Annotated in this window: 14 protein-coding genes; all 14 read right to left on the reverse strand. The window is 44.6% G+C overall.

What is annotated here, in order from left to right; all coding sequences use genetic code 11:
* Positions 1–202 precede the first annotated feature (202 nt).
* On the reverse strand, positions 203–1198 hold the full coding sequence (locus GPK88_RS03630; protein WP_215707537.1) for an RpnC/YadD family protein: 996 nt from the start codon (positions 1196–1198) through the stop codon (positions 203–205).
* A 297-nt stretch (positions 1199–1495) separates the two neighbouring features.
* The gene (locus tag GPK88_RS03635) at positions 1496–2110 is read right to left on the reverse strand and encodes a 4Fe-4S dicluster domain-containing protein (RefSeq protein ID WP_173772377.1); all 615 of its coding nucleotides are present in this window, start codon (positions 2108–2110) and stop codon (positions 1496–1498) included.
* 366 nt (positions 2111–2476) lie between these two features.
* Positions 2477–2734 carry a hypothetical protein gene (locus tag GPK88_RS03640; RefSeq protein ID WP_021976655.1) on the reverse strand — a complete coding sequence of 86 codons (258 nt, stop codon included), beginning with the start codon at positions 2732–2734 and terminating at the stop codon, positions 2477–2479.
* Between the two features lie 41 nt (positions 2735–2775).
* Positions 2776–3900 (reverse strand): DUF362 domain-containing protein, encoded by a 1125-nt coding sequence (locus tag GPK88_RS03645; RefSeq protein ID WP_173772375.1) that lies wholly within the window; start codon positions 3898–3900, stop codon positions 2776–2778.
* Between the two features lie 39 nt (positions 3901–3939).
* Positions 3940–4299, reverse strand: coding sequence for an inorganic diphosphatase (locus GPK88_RS03650; protein WP_244094577.1), 360 nt, complete (start codon positions 4297–4299; stop codon positions 3940–3942).
* Positions 4300–4369: 70 nt separating this feature from the next.
* On the reverse strand, positions 4370–5974 hold the full coding sequence (locus tag GPK88_RS03655) for a xylulokinase (RefSeq protein WP_173772373.1): 1605 nt from the start codon (positions 5972–5974) through the stop codon (positions 4370–4372).
* An 18-nt stretch (positions 5975–5992) separates the two neighbouring features.
* A complete protein-coding gene (gene araA / locus GPK88_RS03660) occupies positions 5993–7492 on the reverse strand; it encodes an L-arabinose isomerase (protein WP_021976651.1) in 1500 nt (499 codons plus the stop codon).
* A 177-nt stretch (positions 7493–7669) separates the two neighbouring features.
* Positions 7670–8764 (reverse strand): GntR family transcriptional regulator, encoded by a 1095-nt coding sequence (locus tag GPK88_RS03665; protein ID WP_021976650.1) that lies wholly within the window; start codon positions 8762–8764, stop codon positions 7670–7672.
* 225 nt (positions 8765–8989) lie between these two features.
* Complete coding sequence (locus tag GPK88_RS03670; RefSeq protein ID WP_015526048.1) at positions 8990–10315, reverse strand: alpha-glucosidase/alpha-galactosidase; 1326 nt, start codon at positions 10313–10315, stop codon at positions 8990–8992.
* Between the two features lie 311 nt (positions 10316–10626).
* Positions 10627–11547, reverse strand: a complete 921-nt coding sequence (locus GPK88_RS03675; RefSeq protein WP_021976649.1) for an AraC family transcriptional regulator — start codon at positions 11545–11547, stop codon at positions 10627–10629.
* A 150-nt stretch (positions 11548–11697) separates the two neighbouring features.
* Positions 11698–13917, reverse strand: a complete 2220-nt coding sequence (locus GPK88_RS03680) for an alpha-galactosidase (protein WP_215707538.1) — start codon at positions 13915–13917, stop codon at positions 11698–11700.
* Between the two features lie 180 nt (positions 13918–14097).
* The gene (locus GPK88_RS03685) at positions 14098–14937 is read right to left on the reverse strand and encodes a carbohydrate ABC transporter permease (protein WP_021650444.1); all 840 of its coding nucleotides are present in this window, start codon (positions 14935–14937) and stop codon (positions 14098–14100) included.
* A 15-nt stretch (positions 14938–14952) separates the two neighbouring features.
* The gene (locus tag GPK88_RS03690; RefSeq protein WP_021650445.1) at positions 14953–15855 is read right to left on the reverse strand and encodes a carbohydrate ABC transporter permease; all 903 of its coding nucleotides are present in this window, start codon (positions 15853–15855) and stop codon (positions 14953–14955) included.
* 99 nt (positions 15856–15954) lie between these two features.
* Complete coding sequence (locus GPK88_RS03695) at positions 15955–17208, reverse strand: ABC transporter substrate-binding protein (RefSeq protein ID WP_021650446.1); 1254 nt, start codon at positions 17206–17208, stop codon at positions 15955–15957.
* Positions 17209–17463: the final 255 nt, after the last annotated feature.

Below are 17463 nucleotides of genomic sequence, written 5' to 3' on the forward strand. Positions count from 1 at the left end.
GCCCTGGTCATCAAACATTCTGCCACCCATTGCTTTTGTTTTCTGACACTCTCACCGGCTGCTTCAGACCATATTGCAGATACCTGCATAACAGCCTTATGTTTTCTCGTTTTTTCTGTGTTTTTCGTGTCCAATGATAACATTATGGAGAAATATTTTCAATAAAATTTCAAAAAAAGCAATATGCTTCTCTCTTTATGCTTTATTTCTGATCTAGCCATTCCTGAATCGTTTTCTGTGATACTTTTATTATTTCTGCGATATCTCCCAAATTCATGCCTCTTTCTGCCAGAGACTGTACAATTTCTTTTTTTGCCTGTAATTTTCCTTCTGCTTTTCCTTCTGCTTTTCCTTCTGCTTTTCCTTCTGCTTTTCCTTCTGCTTTTCCTTCCGCTCTTCCTTCCGCTCTTCCTTCCGCTCTTGCGGCTTCATATACGGATTCCTTCCATTTTCTTTCTTCCTCTTCTTGGTTATACTCAAATATACTCATCGCTACCACCTCACTCTTATTCTTTCGGAGAAATTCCACAAGAATTCCCTCCTGGATGCATTCATCCACAGCCAGCTCAACAGCTCCATCCAGGTTCATTTCTTTTGTGTACTTTCTTACTTTTGCAACATATTGTGCATATTCTCTCAATATATGACATTCTTCCATCAGTTTTCTGTTATGCCCTTCATTAACATTCAGAATAAGTACTTTAAGTTCCAGATTTGCCTCTCCGCTGAAATCCTCATACGCCTCAGAAAGATAGGTTACCCAACTTTCTTCTTTTTTCTCAGTTCCGTTGTAAAATACAATAAAATTCGGTTCCGGAATTTTTTGTAATATCGGCGAATACAAAGATTTATTGTCCACAAGTTTTTGATACTCTGCAGCAATATACAACAAGTCTCTTAATGGCATATTGGGGTTATATGTAGACTGATGTTCATACAGAAATAAATTCGTATTCACAATAAATGACAGATCATTCTTCATTCCTATATAAACAGCATTCTCCAAAGTAACAATCTCAAGCATCGACGGATTATCATATGTCGTCCCGTTAACCGCATTATAAAGTGACAGTAAATTTTTTCTGTCAGAAAACAACATCCGAAATACTGTATCCTTATATTTTCTGTTTGCCTTCAGATGTTTTCCGGCATTCTGACTCTTTTCTGCTGTAACTTTACGATTCTTTCTTTTTGCCATAGGCAGCACCTCCTGTTTTGCAGGAGTGAAAGAACAATTTGTACTTTAATTTTATCCAGAACTCCTGCTTTCATAATTTTTAGGGAATTAAAAGCATGAATTTCTGAAATGTAATTTAGATTATAAGACGGCAGAATGCCTTGAAATTAATAGAAAATATGCTTTGGTGATATCATATCATCCTGTTTCCCACAATTCAAGGCATTTTGTGGAAGTTTCCATAAAAAAGACATTGCCCCCTGGCAGATACGTATCTATCTCAGGTAACAATGTCTTTTTTCTTATCATATTCTCATGTCATGACCCAAAGGACTGGCAATGGCGGATTCCCTCGTCTGTGATCACCTTTGTTCCACGGTACATTTTTCTGTCCTCGCCAACGGGACAGACATTGGCGCAGACACCACAGGGCCAGTGGTGTTCATCACGGATCTTTACATGGTATTTTGTGCAGGCAACTTTATCCATATCATATACACCGCTTTCACTTTCCTTGAAACAATGGGATGGACAATTTTTCAGGCATTTCCTGCAGTGAATGCAGAGATCTTTTTCTAGCATGGGATCTGCAGGGAGCGGGGCATCTGTAAGAATGGAGACGATACGCAGTCTCGGGCCAAATTCCTTTGCGATCAGATTATGGCTGTCACCGATAGTTCCCATTCCTGCATAATATCCTGCCATCACATGAGAAAATGCTGCATTAGGATTATCTACCAGCACATCAATGTTATAATAACAGTCCCTTGGAAAAAAGATGGCCTTATATCCCAGCCTGTTCACAATATAATTCGTCAGACGATATGCCATATCATCCAACACCCGGTTGCTGGTATCGTAAAGCTCCTGATAGACCATGGATGGCGTGGTACTCATCATGGGTGAATATAACGGAATTCCAAGCACGATCACATTTTTTACCCAGGGCCAGATATTCTGCGGCCAGAATTCCGGCTCCTGGATCGGAATTTCCTACCATTTCGTCACAGAGCAGGATCTCACCAGATTGATTCCAAGGTCAAACGCCTTCTCCCGTATCTTGTCTTTCAGTTCTTCCCCTTCCATAATAATATCTCCTTTTTTATTATTGGAAATATTATATAAAAGATAGGTACGGGATACAAGTTACTATGAATTTCAATAGCTGCTATAGCATTTCCGTAAATTTATTTCTTCTCCAGCCATTTCTGAATGGTTTCCGGATATACTTTTTCAACACAAAACAGGAGCAGTTACATGTCTTCCAATGTCTGCTCCTGTTTTCTGTATAAAATATAATTATTTCCGTATCACCATTCTGGCATTTTCCAGTTGTTTCTTTTCTACCAGAATTTCGTACTGCTTGAACTGATCTGGTGAATTGCCGATGCTTCCAAAGTTTCCACGAACAGTACCCTTTCCCATCCACAGGCCTAACTGATCGCTTACTTTATACTTATAGCAAATTCCTTCCCTGTCCAGAATGTCCCGAATTTCATTGAATTTTTTCAGATCTGTGCCTATCCAGAGACTTTCGGTGTTAAATAATGTAAACATCTTTTCCCCCTTGTAAGTATATCAACCGCCAAGAAAATTTATCATTTAATCTTTTTCAGCTCATACTCTCTTGTTCCCAGGCCGATCTTTTCTGCCTGGTCCAGAGTTGCTTTCCATTCTACATTCGGGTTGGAGTCTTTGAAATGGTCGTGATGACAGTGCCATTCTGGCTCTGCCAGATGCTCTCCAAGCTGGCTGTTTTCGATCGGCGTTGCCTTGAGACAGGCATCTGCACATGCCTGATCCAGAGCTACCGGGTCAAAGCTTGCGAACATTCCGATATCCGGAAGGATCGGCGCATCGTTCTCACCGTGGCAGTCGCAGTTCGGGCTGATATCCTGTACCAGTGCAATATGAAAATGTGGACGTCCATGACAGACAGCCTGTGCATACTCAGCCATCTTGCGGTCAAGCATTTCATTAGCACTGCTATTCGGATTGTAAACAGCATCAAAACTGCAGGCTCCGATACAGCGGCCACAGCCCTTGCATTTATTATAATCAATAACTGCTTTTTTGTTTACATAAGTAATGGCATCACTTCCACATTCTTTCGCGCAGCGTTTGCATCCACGACAGACTTCTTCGTTGATGGCAGGTTTACCGCTGGCATGCTGCTGCATCTTTCCTGCACGGCTTCCGCAGCCCATACCGATATTCTTCAGAGCACCGCCGAATCCTGTTGACTCATGCCCTTTAAAGTGACTGAGACTGATAAAAATATCCGCATCCATGATCGCATGTCCGATCAGCGCAGTTTTGCAGTATTCTCCGTTTACTACCGGAACCTCTATCTCATCTGTTCCTCGAAGTCCATCTCCAATAATAATCTGGCAGCCTGTAGTAATGGTATTAAAACCATTGAGGTTTGCACAGTCCAGATGCTCCAAAGCATTCTTTCTGCTTCCCGGGTAAAGAGTGTTGCAGTCTGTCAGAAATAGCAGCCCGCCCTGTTCTTTGCAGAGATCTGCCACAGCTTTTGCATAGTTCGGGCGAAGAAATGCCAGGTTTCCCAGCTCACCGAAATGCATCTTAATGGCTACAAATTTTCCGTCCATGTCAATGTCTCTGATTCCGGCAGCAACACAGAGTTTTTTCAGCTTATCAAGCTGGCTGGTTCCCACAGGACAACGAAAATCTGTAAAATAAACTGTTGATTTTTCCATTGTGATGTTTTCTCCTTATTTAATGTCACTTGCTGCCTTTTATTCAATCATCTCTATCTCTGTCTTAAAATACTGTTCCTGAAAGCTTACCTGCGCCATGATTTCCTTTGCCGTCATAGTCATGTTTTCCGGTACTGCCACCCATTTATCTTCCACATCATTAAGACGGTAGATAACAGCGATGATTTTACCTGTAAATTCCTTTATCGGATGATCCACGCCCAGAACATATACATCCTGCTCCTCGCCATCCGGAGCAATGATTCCTTCTATGTATCCATAATTTACCGGATAGAAAAGCTCCTTGTGCTCCGGATGGTAAGTATTCATCGGACGATCGATCACGACATGTACGATCTGGCCTGGAGCCGGTTTCTTTTCATGATCTGTCTGTTTCATTTATATTCCTCTGATTTCATTTTCATTATTCCTGCAAATCAAAGATTTATATTTCAATCCGTTCTGCTCTTTACCAGATCCTGGATTCTACAGCCGCACGCTCAATGCCAAGGCCTTTCATATACCGATTCATGAACGCATCAAATCCCTTCACACCTTCTGCTTCCGGTGCCAGTGTACTTCCTTCGTTTCCTTTGAAGACATTTTCATCCAGGAAATCCGCAAGGTCTTCGCCGTCTTTTTTGTTGATCATATAAGAAGCCAGAAGCGCAATTCCCCAGGCTCCGCCTTCTCCTGCTGTGGACATTACGGATACCGGCGCATTTACCGCATCTGCAAGGATCTGCTGGCCAACACCCTTTGTCTTAAAGAGGCCGCCGTGTCCCAGAAGCTTATCAATCTTTACATGCTCCTGATTGAGAAGGATATCCAGACCTACACGCATGGCACCAAGGCAGGTGTAAAGATTGTTTCTCATAAAGTTTGCCAGTGTAAATTTACTCTCAGGAGAACGTACAAACAGTGGACGTCCCTCTTCAAAACCGGTCATATGCTCGCCGGAGAAATAACAGTAGGAAAGAAGTCCACCACAGTCCGGATCCCCTTCCAGGGCTTTGTTATAAAGAGTTCCGAACAGTTTGTTCATATCCACTTTCATACCCATGGCTTCCGCAAATTCCTTAAACACATTTACCCATGCGTTCAGATCCGAAGTACAGTTGTTGGAATGGGCCATGGCAACCGGATCTCCTGCCGGAGTGGTGACCATATCAATCTCTTTGTACGGTTTGGAAAGAGCCTTTTCCAGGACAATCATGGCAAATACGGATGTTCCTGCAGAAACATTTCCGGTACGCTGACGGACACTGTTTGTGGCAACCATACCGGTTCCTGCGTCTCCCTCAGGCGGACACATCGGAATTCCGGCTTTCAGCGTTCCGCTTACATCCAGAAGTTTTGCGCCTTCCTCAGTAAGAACTCCGGCATCCTGACCTGCAACCATGACTTCCGGCATAATGTTACGGAGTTTCCATGGGAATCCATAAGATGCAACCAGCTCATCAAACTTCTGCACCATCTCTTCGTTATAGTCCTTTGTCTCGCTGTCGATCGGGAACATACCTGCCGCATCACCGATACCAAGAACTCTTTTTCCGGTGAGTTTCCAATGCACATAGGCTTCCAGAGTGGTGATATAATCGATATCTTTTACATGCCCCTCACCGTTAAGGATCGCCTGATACAGGTGTGCGATGCTCCATCTCTGAGGGATATTGTAATGGAAAAGCTCTGCCAGCTTCTCAGAGGCTTCTCCCGTGATATTGTTTCTCCAGGTGCGGAACGGGACCATCAGCTCTCCCGCTTTATTAAACGGCATATATCCGTGCATCATGGCACTGACACCGAAAGCACCTACGCTTGTCAGTTCCACGCCATATTTTTCCCGGACATCTTTTGCCATATCCTGGTAACTGCCCTGGAGACCTTTCCAGATCTCCTCCAGGCTGTATGTCCAAATACCATCCACATACTGGTTCTCCCATTCATAGGCTCCGGATGCGATGGGCTGGTTCTTATCATCCACCAGAACTGCCTTGATCCTTGTGGAACCAAACTCAATACCAAGAGCCGTGCGATTCTCAAGAATTGCTGTTTTTGCCTCATTTACTCCCATTGTAAAAAACCTCCCATATTATTTGCTGAAATACATGCTGTTCCATCTCAGCTCATTCTGCAGATTCCGGATCGTTGTATCGCCATCAATATAAACCGCTTCAATACCCATAGCTGCTGCCCAGTCACCCATCTGCTCTGCAGTAAGGTCATAGGTAAATGCAGTGTGATGTGCGCCGCCGGCAAGGATCCATGCTTCTGCTGCTGTGGAAAGATCCGGCTTCGGTGTCCAGAATGCAGTACCTACCGGAAGTGCAGGCATCGGCTTCTCTGTTTTCTTACACTCAACCTCATTGATCAGCAGACGGAAACGGTCACCAAGGTCAACCAGGGATGTTGCGATTCCAGGACCTGTCTTAGAAGTAAATACCAGTCTTGCAGGATCTTCACGATCTCCCATGGAAAGCGGGCATACACGCATGCTGACCTTGCCATCAGCAACGGATGGGCAAACCTCCAGCATATGTGCCTCAAGGATTCCCTCTTTACCAGGTACCAGGTTATAAGTGTAATCCTCCATAAAAGATGTACCCTTGGCGTCCTTTTTGCCGGCTGCCATGATCTTCATCAGACGGACCATAGCTGCTGTTTTCCAGTCGCCCTCGCCACCGAAGCCGTAGCCTTTTTCCATCAGTCGCTGGATCGCAAGTCCCGGAAGCTGTTTCAGGGCGCCCAGATCACCGAAGTGTGTTACGATAGCCTGATAGTTTTTCTCCTCAAGGAAACGCTCAAAACCGATCTCGATCCCTGCCTGGACTGCTACATGCTTCTTAAATTCCTCAGGGTCACGTCCATCCAGAATCATGTCATATTTATTATAATATTCTTCTACCAGAACATCAATATCTCCCTGGCTTACGTCCTGTACATATTCTGCGATCTCGTTAACCGGATAAGCATCGATCTCCCATCCGAATTTCATCTGAGCCTCAACCTTATCGCCCTCTGTTACAGCTACGTTTCTCATATTGTCGGCTACACGGCATACACGGATATGGCTGCTCTCCATGATACCAACTGCAGTACGCATCCAGGATGCCAGACGCTCCTGGACCTTTTTGTCTGCCCAGTGTCCTGCAATGACTTTTCTCTCGATTCCCATGCGGGTTACCATATGGCCAAACTCACGGCCGCCGTGTGCGGACTGGTTCTCATTCATAAAGTCCATATCAATGGTGTCATAGGGGATTTCCACATTGAACTGTGTATGAAGATGGCACAGCGGTTTGCGATACTCTTTAAGGCCAAGGATCCAGGATTTTGCCGGGGAAAATGTGTGCATCCACGCGATCACGCCGGCACAGTTTTCATCTGCATTGGCATCATTAAAGGTTTTACGGATCAGCTCATTTGTGATCAGCGTTGGTTTCCATACAACCTCAAACGGAAGTACACCGGATTTATTCAGTTCCTCTACGATGATCTTTGAATGCTCGGCTACCTTGCGGAGACATTCATCTCCGTAAAGATCCTGTGAACCTGTGCAAAACCAGAATTTATAATCTCTTCCTGTTTTCATGTGAAAGATCCTCCTTAAAATAAAATTAATATCATATGCATAACATTCCTGAAAATCTGCAGCCCATTTCTGCTGCCAACATGCGTCCGATCTTTTGAAATGTTATAAGGCTCTCTGTAAGCTATATTGCTTCATTTTCTAATAAAACGATCTGATAAAACGGTTATGTATCTGTGCTCATGCCCCTGCTTTCACGCTGCTGCCCCGTATGATCAGTTCCGGACGGATCAGACGTTCTACGGTACTTTCTTCATCAGGCACACCGCCTAGCTTTTCCAGGAGAAGCTTTGCCGCCATCTCTCCCAGTTTTTCTTGGGGATGGGTGATAGTGGTAATGCCCTGTCCCTGTCTTGCATATAGTGAATTATCATAGCCGGTTACCGCAACATCTTCCGGGATCTTTTTGCCCTGACGTTCCAGTTCTTCCATTACCTGGACAGCAATCTGGTCGTTGTAGCACACGATCCCATCCGGAAAGCTGTTCTGTCGGACCATGTTCCGGACCATAAGAGCCGGCTTTTTTCGCCGGTCCTCGGTGTGAAACCAGACCACCTTATCCGGATCATAGGCAATTTCATGCTCCTGCAAAGCCTTCACATAGCCCTTATGCCGTTCGATTCCCTGACGGTCATCTGCCTTGAAAAATCCCGCGATGTTGCGCCTGCCGGAGTCCAGGAGATGTTTTGTCACAAGATAACCGCCTCCTGCGTCATCCATGAGGATGTGGGGCTTTTCCTGCATCTCCGTATACAGTCCCTGGATAAAAATATAGGGGATCTGATACTTGTCCAGTGTTTCGTACAGGCTTACATGTCTGCACAACAACTCACTTTTGCTGGGTTCGATGATCAGTCCGTCAATTCCCTTGCTGATCAGCTCTTCCAGGAATCTTGCCTCCTTCTGGCGGCTGTTTCCTGTATTTTTCAGGATGATACTGTACCCGTTATCGGACAGCACCTCATCGATTCCCTGGATCAGCCTTGGAAAAATATAATCCGAGATATATGTAGTCACCACTGCGATGTTTCCGGTCCCGTGAATCTGACGGAGCACATCCGCACAGAAGGTTCCTTTTCCCTGAAAGGATTCTATGTATCCATCTCCTGCCAGGATCCCCAGAGCCTTTCGCACCGTATGCCTGCTCAGCCCATAGCGTACACTGAGCTGGTTTTCAGAGGGAAGCTTCTCACCCGGACGGATCTTTCCGGAAAGAATGTCTGTTTTCATTTCTTCCATCAGTGCATAATATTTTGCTTTTCCGTTTTCTGCCATAAGCTCCTCCCTTCGTTTGTATTTTGATCTGTATTTATCCTGTTCGTTTCATCTGTAATTATTTTATAACTTGTATATACATGCGAACAAGTTGTTTTTATTATTTATCAAAAGTTCCATATAAAGAAAGGCCGAAACACCCTCCCCATTCTGGTGTTCCGGCCTTTCTATGCCGCCTTGCATATTTATTTCAAAGTTTTTGCTGCTTTCCGATCATTTCCTGCCTTAGCGGTACATCTTCATATAATCCCCGTGTGCCTCGATCAGCTCATCACACATTGCCTGGATGTCTTTGATGTTCAGCTCTGCACCTGTGTGCGGGTCCATCATGGCTGCCTGATAGATTTTCTGGCGGTCTTTGGTCACTGCTGCCTCAATAGCAAGGAGCTGCGGGCTGACATTGGATGAATTCATAGCTGCCAGCTGTGTAGGAAGCTTGCCCACTTTTACCGGATGTACACCGGTTCCGTCGATATAGCATGGAACCTCTACGCAAGCATCCGACGGAAGGTTATCGATGTAACCGTTGTTAAGAACATTTCCACCGATCTTGTACGGTGTGTTTGTAACAACAGCCTCCATGATATAAGAAGCATACTCTTTACTTCTCTCATGGCCGATCTTGCCATCCTTGAGAATATCCTCGCGCTCTTTTTCCCAGCCCTCGATCTGTTTGATACATCTTCTCGGATATTCGTCAAGCGGAATATTGAACTCCTCGATCATCTCCGGATATTTGGATTTAATGAAGAACGGATTATACTCTGCATTGTGCTCACTGGACTCTGTACAATAGTATCCAAGATGACGGATATACTCATAACGCACCATGTCCTCATGCTTCTCACCGGAGGTATTCTTCTCCTCGGCAATTCTGCGGATCTCCGGATACAGATCATTTCCGTCTTTGTCGTGGATCTCAAGAAGCCATGCCATGTGGTTGATACCTGCGATCAGCTCGGTACGTCCCTCAAGCTTGTCTTCCATTCCCATTCCCTCAAGAAGTTTCTGGGAGCAGACCTGAACGCTGTGGCAGAGACCTACGGTGCGGATCTTTGTGAAACGCTGCATATAGCCGGTGAGCATTGCCATAGGGTTGGAGTAGTTCAGGAACAGAGTGTTCGGGCAGACCTCTTCCATATCCCGTGCGAACTCTTCCAGAACCGGAATGGTACGAAGTGCACGCATGATACCACCAATTCCCAGGGTATCTGCGATAGTCTGTTTGATGCCGTATTTCTTCGGGATCTCAAAGTCTGTTACTGTACATGGCTCATAGCCGCCTACCTGAATGGCATTGACTACGAAGTCTGCATCACGAAGTGCATCTTTACGGTTCTCAGCACCGAGATATGTTTTGATCACTGCGCGATCCTCATTTACGTTGTGGTTGATGGCACTTAAGATAATCCTGGAATCCTCCAGTCTCTTCTCGTCGATATCATAAAGTGCGATCTCGCTCTCGCGAAGTGCCGGTGTGCACATACAGTCGCCAAGTACATTTCTTGCGAAAACCGTGCTTCCAGCTCCCATGAATGTAATTTTGATCATGTTCGTTTCCTCCTGCTTTCTTTGTTGGATCTCTTATCCGGAATTGTTATATTTTTCTTTAAAATTCCTGATTTTCTGCTATTTCTGCGGTGCAGTCCCGCTTCGTTTTCTTTGTGATCTTATCATACTACCAGAAACTTGTTTAAAATATGTACTTTGATGTTAATAATTGTTGTTTTGTTGCATGAGATACCTGGAAGTAATTTTCTATAACATTTCTTATGACATAAAAAACTCTCTGCCCGATACCAGAATTTTATATATTCTGGCACAGACAGAGAGTTTTTTTCTTCGTGAAATATATCACAGAATCAGTCCTCAGATTCCGTATAATCCCCTTTTTTCCCCTTCACTACAAGTTTTCTCTTTTCTTCCTTGTATTCTCTCGGACTTCTTCCTGTTCTTGCCTTGAATACCTTGGAAAAAGCCAGCGGATCTCCATACCCTACTTTTGCAGCTACTTCACTGACCTGAATATCTCCGTTTTTCAGAAGAGTCTTTGCCTTCTCGATGCGAAGATTCATAAGATATTCCTGCGGCGAGCATCCGAGGCTTTTTTTAAACGAGCTGGTAAGATAGCTCCGGTTGACACCAATGCGGTCTGCCAGCTCATTGATCTTCAGACGCTTGTCAAAGTTGGCTGCAATGTAATCCACTGCCTGCTCCACATAAACGGAATTGGGATATCTGTGGGATGGAAGAAGCTTGCCTTCTCTCAGACATGCATCCCGGTTATCTGTGATCAGGTCAGAAAAAAGAAGCAGCAGAAGTCCGTTCCGTTTCAGCTCATTTTCAAAAACGAGCTTGTTGGTCTGGACCATTGCATCAATATATTTTGCAGCATTTTCCATACAGTGGATCCTTCGGACCGGATTTTCCCGGCTGAATCCGCTTACATGGATCACTTCCTCCGCAGTCATTCCCTCAAATCCTACCCAGCGATATGTCCAGGGATTGTCCATGTCTGCCTCATACCAGGCCTCCACACTGGATGGGATCAGAAATGCTTCTCCACCTGTCAGATGATACTGATGGCCATCCATCTCAAAAACTCCGCTTCCGGATTCCACGATATGAAGTACATGAGAGATCCTGTTATTTGGTCCAAATCGATGTCCCGGATCGCATTTTTCCCATCCACAATAAGTAAGACAGAGATCCACCGCACCTTTCTTTAAATTCTCCAGACATTTAAAGCTGTCCGAGCTTGTAAAACCAACTGTATGAAGCAACTTGTCACCTCCCTGATGTCATATATTATGTTTCTGCCTGTGAGCTGCTTCGCCACCCAATAACAGGCCGCCATATCCGGCGGCCTGTTATTTTTCTGGTCAGGCGAATGTTTTTTCTGCAGATAATTTTTATTCCATCATTTACAGAAATCAGTCCTCTGCTTCAATTGTATACAATACAGAATGGAAATCACCGTTTGTCTTATTGCAGTAGTCACGATCAACCGGGATTCCTGCATACATCAGCTCATTTCCGTAAGCTTTCAGGCACTTATCTTCCCATTTTACTTTGTAAAGCTGATCCTCGTCAAGACCCTTGAAGCGCAAACGCATCCAGGAAGCATTGACCTTGTTCAGTCTTTCATAGTATCCGGCAACTGCCTGTTTTTTGTCTCTGGAAACAACCATCCATGCAGTATCATTTCCTTCGAACGGGCTTAAGATACGGTAGAAATCACCCTCCACCTGGATCAGGTCACGATGTTCCTTCATGAATTCCACCTGTGCCTTTACCTCTTCGATCTCTTTGGCACTTAAAAGGTTCAGATCCAGCTCATAGCCAAAGGTTCCGAAATATGCCACATTTGCTCTTGTGGAAAGCGGTGTGGTACGATGCAGCTGATGATTCGGTACTGCTGATACATGAGATCCCATGCTGACGATCGGATAAACAAAGGAGGTACCGTACTGGATTTTTTCTCTCTCTGCTGCATCGGTATCATCACTGGTCCATGTCTGCGGTGCAAAGTACAGCATTCCTGGATCAAATCTTGCTCCGCCGCTTGCGCAGGATTCAAAAAGAATGTCAGGGAATCTCTCTGTCAGTCTTGTATACAGCTCATATACACCAAGGATATATTTATGCATAGTCTTGCCCTGATCTGCTGCAGATGCGCCGCGGCTAAAAGGCTCGGACATGTAGCGGTTCATATCCCATTTAATGTAGGAAATGGAAGATTCCTCGATAACCTTGGAGATGGAATCATAAATAAAATCTACAACCTCAGGTCTGGAAAAATCAAGAACGTGCTGATGTCTTGAGTGGGACTCAAAACGGTCCGGTGCTCCGATGAGCCAGTCCGGATGTGCTCTGTAGCAGTCGCTGTTCTTGTTTACCATCTCAAGCTCTACCCAGAGGCCAAATTTCAGGCCCATCTCCTCGATCTTGCGGGAAAGTCCGGAAATTCCGTTTGGAAGCTTATTCTTATTTACGAACCAGTCGCCAAGGCCCTGGTAATCATCGTTTCTGGTTCCGAACCATCCGTCATCCAGAACGAAAAGCTCTACCCCAACCTCTTTGGCTTTTTTTGCAATATTAAGGATTTTTTCCTCATCAAAATCAAAATAGGTTGCCTCCCAGTTATTAAGAAGGATCGGGCGTGCATGATTTCTCCATTTTCCGCGCATCAGGCGGTCACGGTACAGTCTGTGGTAAGCCTGGCTCATTCCGTTTAAGCCCTTATCGCTGTATACCATAACGACCTCCGGAGTCTGGAATTCCTCATCTTTGGAAAGTTCCCAGGAAAAGCCCTGAGGATTGATTCCCATCATAACTCGTGTCATCTCGTAGGTGGAAACCTCAACCTGTGCAAGGAAGTTTCCGCTGTACACAAAGCTGAAGCCGAAAACCTCGCCTGTATCTTCTGTTGTATGAGGACGCTTCAGCGCGATAAACGGATTCTGCTCAGAGCTGGAGCCGGTTCCTGCAAGACTCTGTACAGCCTGTATACCCATCTCAAGTTTGCGTGTTTTTACATAGCGCTCACGTGCCCATGCACCGGAAAGATGGATCATCTCATAATCCATATCCGGGAACTCCACTGCTGCACTCATCACGTTCTCAAGACGGATCTTCTGATTCCCTTTCTGAACAAGGCGTGCACTTCTGGTGACCACCGGGTAATCCTCATATACGGAATATGTAAGAACAAGGTCTGTGTCCATCACAGAATCATGAAGTGTAATGTCCAGAGATGTTGCCTCTTCCTCGTTCTCTGTGTAGGTTGCCGGAAGACCGGCAAGCTTCTTCTTGCCGCCGTAAATCTCATGAGAAACATATTTGAAATCTACGATCTCGCTTCCGTTCTCCTGACGAACAGTAAGGGCAGGATTTCTGTAATCACCGGTTCCGTAAACAGGATACTCCTGTTTGGTATACTGCATGGAAAGAAGTCCCGGTTCCGGAACGCATACAGCCATCAGGGAACGCATGATCTCCTCGTGAAGATAACTGAAATCCTCTTTATCGCGGATAGCTTTTCCATAGTACAGATTCTCCATCTGGCCATTTTCCATGATACAGGTGATGTAGCTTAAATGTTTGTTATAAATGTGGAATGTCTTTGATCCCTCGTGAAATTTGATCGGCATAATTTTCTCCTTTTTTCGTTTACTGCGGATAAAAATATCCGCCTCTTTCCTTAAGAATCATCAAATAACTGTGCATTTTGGCATTTGCTTCGATAAAAATACCGCTGACAACCTCAATAACCAAATCCTCAGTTATATACATTGTCAGCGGTCTTGTATTACCTTATGTAATATTTCTGATTACAGTTTTCCACCGCTGGTAGCAATACCTTCGATAAACTGTTTCTGGAAGATCATGTAGATCACGATCATCGGAATGCAGGCGATCAGAGATGCAGCCATCAGTTCCGGGAATTTGGATACGTACTGGCCCTGCATCTTTGCAAGTGCGGAAGAAAGTACCAGCATATCCTTATCTGTATTAACGATCATCGGCCACATCAGATCTTTGAATGCGAATACAGCTGTGAAAATTCCAAGTGCGACCATACTGGATCTTGTAAGTGGTGCCATGATGTAAAGGAAGGTCTGACCGATGTTACATCCGTCAAGTCTGGCAGCCTCCTCCAGATCCTTCGGCAGTCCCATATATCCCTGTCTCAGAAGGAAAGTACCGAATGCAGTAACAATACCTGGGAATACAAGGGCAAAGATCGTATTCAGCATACCCATCTTGCTGACCATCAGGTACTGCGGGATGATGAAGATCTGTACCGGAACCATCATCTGGAACAGTACAAGACTGAAGCAGAGATCACGGCCCTTGAAGTTCAGTCGTCCAAATGCATAGCCTGCCATAGTTGCTGTAAGAACCGCACACACTACTCGGAAGAAGATCAGAAGCAGTGTATTCTTGTACAGAAGCAGGAAGTTCATGTTATTGATAACAGAAATAAACGCGTCTTTTCTCCATATTTTCGGGAAAATGGTAAAAGGATCTACAGATGTTGCTTCCGTTACAGTTTTAAAAGCTGTCAGGATCATCCAGATAAATGGCACAAGCATCGTTATGGACACAATGATCAGTATGACATGTATTAAAATAGTGGTTAATTTCTTTTTTGTTTCCATACTATCCATGGTTAATCCCCCTTTTTAGTTGTAGAATACCCATTTCTTCTGACCGATCATCTGGAATACTGTCAGGATCATGGTGATAATAAGAAGTACTACTACGATCGTAGCGCCGTATCCCATGTTCTTATTGATAAATGCATATTTATAGAACAGGTAAACCAGTGACTGAGTCTTGGTAAGTGCCGGGTTTGACTTGTCAATAACCATATAGATCAGGTCGAATACCTGAAGGGATCCGATCACACGGGTAACAAGTACGAAGAAAATGGTTGGTGAAAGAAGCGGGACCGTGATGTTAAAGAATGCATTCACGCCTGTTGCACCGTCAATGGATGCTGCTTCATAATAATCTCTCGGGATTTCCTGAAGTCCTGACAGGAAAAGAACCATATTGTAACCGATGATAGACCATACACCGATGATCGCAACTGCAAATACTGCAATTTTCGGATTAGAAACCCAGTTTACATGAACATGGAAAACGTTATTGATAAGACCATAATCAGAGTTGAACAGCCATCTCCATACCATGGCTACCGCTGCCGGAGCTGCTACCATCGGAAGGAAGATGATGGTTCTGTAAATAGAACGGCCCTTCATCTTTCTGTTAAGAAGTACTGCAAGAACAAGTGCGATGACAATGGAAAAAGGGACCTCCACGATCGCATATTTGAATGTGTTGATCAGTGCCTGCCAGATCTCTTTATCTGCAAAAACCTTCTGGTAGTTCTGTAAACCGATAAAGATATTTCCTTTACCAAAATCTCCTGTCTTGAAAAAGCTCTGGTAAATAGTCTGGAAGATCGGAATGATGTTCAATACGATCAGTCCGATTGTTGTTGGGAGAATAAACAGCCAGCCCCAGAGGAACTCACTGCGCTCTCTCTTTGTCCGTGCCTGTGACTTGGTAGTTTTAGCCATAAGAATCACTCCTTCTATTCCTTCTATGTATGAGGCCGCTGCACCTGAGTGCGGCGGCCCCTCTCATTACTGCACTTAATTATCGGTGTTTCTTAATGCTTACTCCTCAGCCAGCTTCTCGTTCATCTGATCAGCCATCTGCTTGCAAGCCTCTTCCATTGTGATGTCGCCTGTGTATACGCCTTTAAGGATCTCGTTGTCCTCGTTCTCCCATGTTACAGTAGATTTGGAGTATGGACGGATCTCCATGTCATCCATCATGTTCAGATAAGCCTGAAGGTTGAAGTCTGCGGATTTAGCCCATGCATCAGATGTATCTTTGTATGCACTCATTGTAACACCAAGCTCAGCCTGTTTCTCCTGAGCCTCTTTGGATCCGAGGTACTCGATCAGCTGCCAAGCTTCGTCTGTGTGCTCACCGGAAGCAGATGCTGCCCATCCAAGTCCGTTATATGAGGAAGCTCTTCTGCCTGTCTCAGCGTTTTTAGGAAGCTCTACACAATCACAGTTAGCTGCTGTGTACTCGTTCTCTTTAAATGCTGCAAGCATCCAGGAGCCCTGGCATGTCATAGCGATCTTGCCAGCCTCGAAAAGTACGTCCTCGTTGTTCTCGGACATTGTCTCAAGAGACGGGATCACGCCATCCTTGATCCATCCTTCCAGTGTCTGCATAGCTGCGATCGTCTTCTCATCATCCCAGCCGGATTTTGTCTTGTCATCGCTGATGATGTATCCGCCGTTATCATAGATCAGGTTGTAGTATCCGGCCTGGTTGTTATCATTTCTCATTCCGAGACCGTACTGGGAACCATCATCCTTAGTAAGCTTCTTAGCTGCCTCTGTAACATCATCCCATGTCCAGTCAGCTGTCGGATAATCAAGTCCTGCCTCGTCAAATAATGTCTTGTTGTACCAGAGAGCGATTGTATCTATATCCTTCGGTACTGCATAATATTTATCATCGTATGTATACAGTCCCCAGATATCCTCCGGATAGTTCTCCGGATCGATCAGATCGCTGTCTTTGATCTTATCGGTCAGATCAAGAAGCATATCGTTGGACATGTATCTCTGACTCTCGTTGGAGTGCATCCAGAATACGTCCGGAAGGGAACCACCCTGTGCACCGGCCTCGAGCATTGTCCAGTACTCATCCCATTTAACAACGGAGATCTCTGTCTTGATTCCTGTCTTCTCTGTGAAGTCTGCGAGAATTTCTTTGATTCCCGGCTCCTGGTTGGTGTCCCAGATGGATACGGAAAGTGTAACATCGTCGCCCTTGGCATATACCGGAACTGCTGTCATTACCATGGCACCTGCTAACAATAATGCTGCTACTCTTTTAAAATTCATAACTTCTTCCTCCTTTTAAATCTTTCTTATTTTCCCTCTTTCTTTGGTCAGTTTTTATATTTTTCCACGTCCCTGGCCGTTGATATTATTATAATTGCACATGGAAAAATGATAAATGGATTATTGTCATTTCAATATGGAAAAATGTTACTTTTTATTCATTTTATCCATTTTTTGTTCATACTTTGTTAATTATTCGTCATTTTTATATGTTTTCTTTCATTTCTTACATATATTTTCATATTTTTCACTATT

This window comes from Blautia sp. MCC269, from assembly GCF_018785655.1.
GTDB lineage: Bacteria > Bacillota > Clostridia > Lachnospirales > Lachnospiraceae > Blautia_A.